This window comes from uncultured Ralstonia sp., assembly GCA_913056305.1.
In the GTDB taxonomy this organism is placed as follows: domain Bacteria; phylum Pseudomonadota; class Gammaproteobacteria; order Burkholderiales; family Burkholderiaceae; genus Ralstonia.
In genome coordinates this window covers 1-3,056 of record CAJXMR010000356.1, presented here as the reverse complement: position 1 = coordinate 3,056, position 3,056 = coordinate 1, and the positions used below count along the sequence as shown (strand labels likewise).

4 protein-coding genes and 1 pseudogene are annotated in these 3,056 nt (G+C 68.4%); 2 read left to right on the top strand and 3 right to left on the bottom strand.

What is annotated here, in order from left to right; genetic code table 11:
* Window positions 1–197 (top strand): bile acid:sodium symporter (locus tag QZ609_RS25935; protein WP_295501206.1); only part of this gene is annotated, 197 nt, incomplete at its 5' end.
* Here QZ609_RS25935 and QZ609_RS25930 read toward each other — a convergent pair.
* From QZ609_RS25930 to tsaE, 3 genes are read right to left on the bottom strand one after another with little or no spacing between them, the layout of a single operon-like run.
* A complete protein-coding gene (locus QZ609_RS25930; protein WP_295501204.1) occupies window positions 198–728 on the bottom strand; it encodes a GNAT family N-acetyltransferase in 531 nt (176 codons plus the stop codon).
* Between the two features lie 2 nt (window positions 729–730).
* Window positions 731–2,257, bottom strand: coding sequence for an N-acetylmuramoyl-L-alanine amidase (locus tag QZ609_RS25925; protein ID WP_295501201.1), 1,527 nt, complete (start codon window positions 2,255–2,257; stop codon window positions 731–733).
* Window positions 2,251–2,820, bottom strand: coding sequence for a tRNA (adenosine(37)-N6)-threonylcarbamoyltransferase complex ATPase subunit type 1 TsaE (tsaE, locus tag QZ609_RS25920; protein WP_295501209.1), 570 nt, complete (start codon window positions 2,818–2,820; stop codon window positions 2,251–2,253). The genes QZ609_RS25925 and tsaE overlap by 7 nt, the downstream gene beginning before the upstream one ends.
* A 16-nt stretch (window positions 2,821–2,836) precedes the next feature.
* On the opposite strand from tsaE, the pseudogene QZ609_RS25915 reads away from it, so the two are divergent.
* Window positions 2,837–3,056: pseudogene (locus QZ609_RS25915) on the top strand (tRNA epoxyqueuosine(34) reductase QueG); the annotation flags it as partial.

Sequence of the window (3,056 nt, the reverse complement as noted above, 5' to 3'; positions counted from 1 at the left end):
AGAAGAGCCTGGCGAACGGCGTGCCGATGGCGAAGATCCTGTTTGCCGGCAACCCGGCACTGGGCCTGATCGTGCTGCCGATCATGATCTATCACCAGCTGCAACTGATCGTGTGCTCAACGCTGGCGCGCAAGTATGCGGACCGCGTGGCGCACGCCGAACGCGCCGCCGACACCGGCGCCGGCCAGCCCGCCTGATCAGCGCAACGCGGCGAGCGCCGCGATCTCCGGCCAGTGGTAGGTGAGCACCCACGCGTATTGACCGTCCGCCCCCGGCTGCCAACCCCGATTGACCATCACGCCGCCAAGCGCTTCATAGAAGCCGATGGCGGCTGCATTGCCTTCGTAGACGAGTAGATGAAGCTGGGTGATGCCTTGCGCGATCGCCCAGCGGGCGGCTTCGCCCATCAGGCGCTTGCCGGCGCCATGGCCGCGCGCGGCGGGGAGCAAATGCAGGTTGTCGACCAACGCCCCCCAAGGCGTAGCGTCCGCGCGCAACGCACAGAGAAAACCAACGGCCTGACCGTCGCTGTCGGCGCACCAGACCTGTTGTCCGTCAGCCGGCGCGGTCATGCGGCCATGCCATTTGGCCTGCAGGTCGGCCAATGCCGGACCATCAAGATAGGCATCGGGCATGATGCCCCGGTAGACACTCTGCCAGCTGCGCGCCTGGATCTCGGCAATGACGGCGGCATCCGCCGCATCGGCCTCGCGCAAGGTGAGCGCCATGGTCAGACGCCCGGGTTGTGCGACAGCGGCGGATTCTTGGCGAAATACGCGCGGATGCCGCGCAGGATCGCATCGGCCATCTGGTTCTGATAGCCCAGGTCGGTGAGCTTGGCCTCTTCTTCCGGATTGCTGATGAAGGCGGTCTCGACCAGGATCGACGGAATATCCGGCGCCTTGAGCACCGCGAAGCCGGCCTGCTCGACCTGCCCCTTGTGCAGCCGGTTGATGCCGCCGATCTGCTCCAGCACGGCGCGGCCGACCTTCATGCTGTCGCTGATCTGCGCGGTGGTCGACAGGTCCAGCAGCACGCGCGTGACCTGGGCGTCCTTCGAGCCCATGTTGGCCCCGCCGATCATGTCCGACGCGTTCTCCTTGTTGGCCAGCCACTTGGCCTGCACGCTGGAGGCACCGCGGTCGGACAGCGCAAACACCGACGCCCCCCGCGCTTCGGGCGAGAGAAACGCATCGGCGTGGATGGAGACGAACAGGTCGGCCTGCACGCGGCGCGCCTTCTGCACGCGCACGCCCAGCGGCACGAAGTAATCGGCATCGCGCGTCATCATGGCGCGCATGTTGGGCTGCGCGTCGATCTTCGACTTGAGCATGCGGGCGATCGACAGCACCACGTCTTTCTCGTGCGTGCCGGAGCCACCGGTGGCGCCGGGGTCTTCGCCGCCGTGCCCAGGGTCGATGGCGATGGTCAGCAGGCGGCGCATGCGCGGGCCGCCGGCCGGGCCGCGCGGCACGGCCGGCTCCGGCTCGATCGCCAGCGGTGGCGACATCGGCGCGTTGGCCAGCGTGGTCGGTGGCTCGGCGGCCGGCGGCGCAGGCTTGCGCGGCGGCGTGCGGCTCGCCAGTGTCGGGCGGGACTCGATGGCAGGCGGCACGGCCGGCGTGGACGGGCTATCGCCGCCGTTGCGCCGGGCCAAGGCGGCGATGGGGTCGTCGTCTTCGGCCGGGCCCGGCATCGGCGCGCCGCCCGAGGCGACAAAGCGCTCCTGCTTGTCTTCGGTCGCGCGCACCAGCTGCATCAGCGGGTCGGGCGGGTTGCTCGGGTACAGGTCGAACACCAGCCGGTTGCGGTAACCCGCGATCGGCAGCAGCGTGAACACCTGCGGGTTGACGCGCTCCTTCAGGTCGAACACCAGCCGCACCACGCGCGGCCGGTTCTGGCCCACGCGCACCTGGCGGATGTACGGATCGTTCGACGTGATCTTGGCGACCAGTTCGCGCAGCGTCGGGTCCAGGTCCAGCCCGTCGATATCGACCACGAGGCGGTCCGGCTCCACCACCAGATGGTGCGTCGCCGACAGCGGCGTATCCGACTCAATGGTCACGCGCGTGTAATCCTGCGCGGGCCACACCCGCACCGCCACGATGTTGGCGCCACGCGCGATCTGCGGCCCGGCCAGGCTCAGGATGACGGTGCCGGCACCGGCGCGGGCCATGCGCGTGAGCCATTGCCTGCGCGCCTGGCTGGGCAGATGGGGATCATCCGGTTGGTCGGTCGGCAGGTGCTTGATCAGCATGGGGGCAGGATTTGCAACAATTGAACGCCGGTCAGGGTGCGCGCGGTCAGGCGAGCGACGCGTGGTGCATGTTCAACGCCGTCATCGTAGGTTTCGTGCACAGCGTCAACCGCCAGGGCGATGTGGAGGTCGGGCGTGCCGAGCAGCGCCTGCGCCTTCTCGGGCCATTCGACCAGGCATAGCGCGGGCTCGGCAAAGTAGTCGCGGAAACCGGCATCGGCCCATTCTTCCGGGTCGGCAAAGCGGTACAGGTCGAAGTGATAGACCTTCTGCGTGCCGGAGGTTCCGGCCACGTCATACGGTTCGACCAGCGTGTAGGTCGGGCTGCGCACGCGGCCGGTGTGGCCGAGGCCACGCAGGATGGCGCGCGACAGCGTGGTCTTGCCCGCGCCCAGGTCGCCCGAGAGCTGCACCTGCACGGGCCGCGGGCCCAGCGCCAGCACAGCCTGCGCGAGCGCCGCACCAAAGGCTGACGTGGCAGCTTCGTTGGTGAGCGAAAAGAGGCGCTCTACGAGCGGCGGAGTCGGGGCAGCGGGCACGTCGGCAGTCTGCACAGTAGGCATTGCGTACAATTTAGGCATGTCCGGAAGCCCCACGTCATCGCTCGAATCCTGCCTCGATACGCGCCTGCCCGCCGATGAGGCCGGCCAGGCCGCACTTGTCGCGCAGATCCGCGCCTGGGGTGCCGCGCTCGGCTTCGATGCCATCCGCATCGCCGACGTCGACCTGTCACATGCTGAAGACGGGCTCCAGACATGGCTTGCGCAGGGGTTTCACGGTGACATGGATTATATGGCGA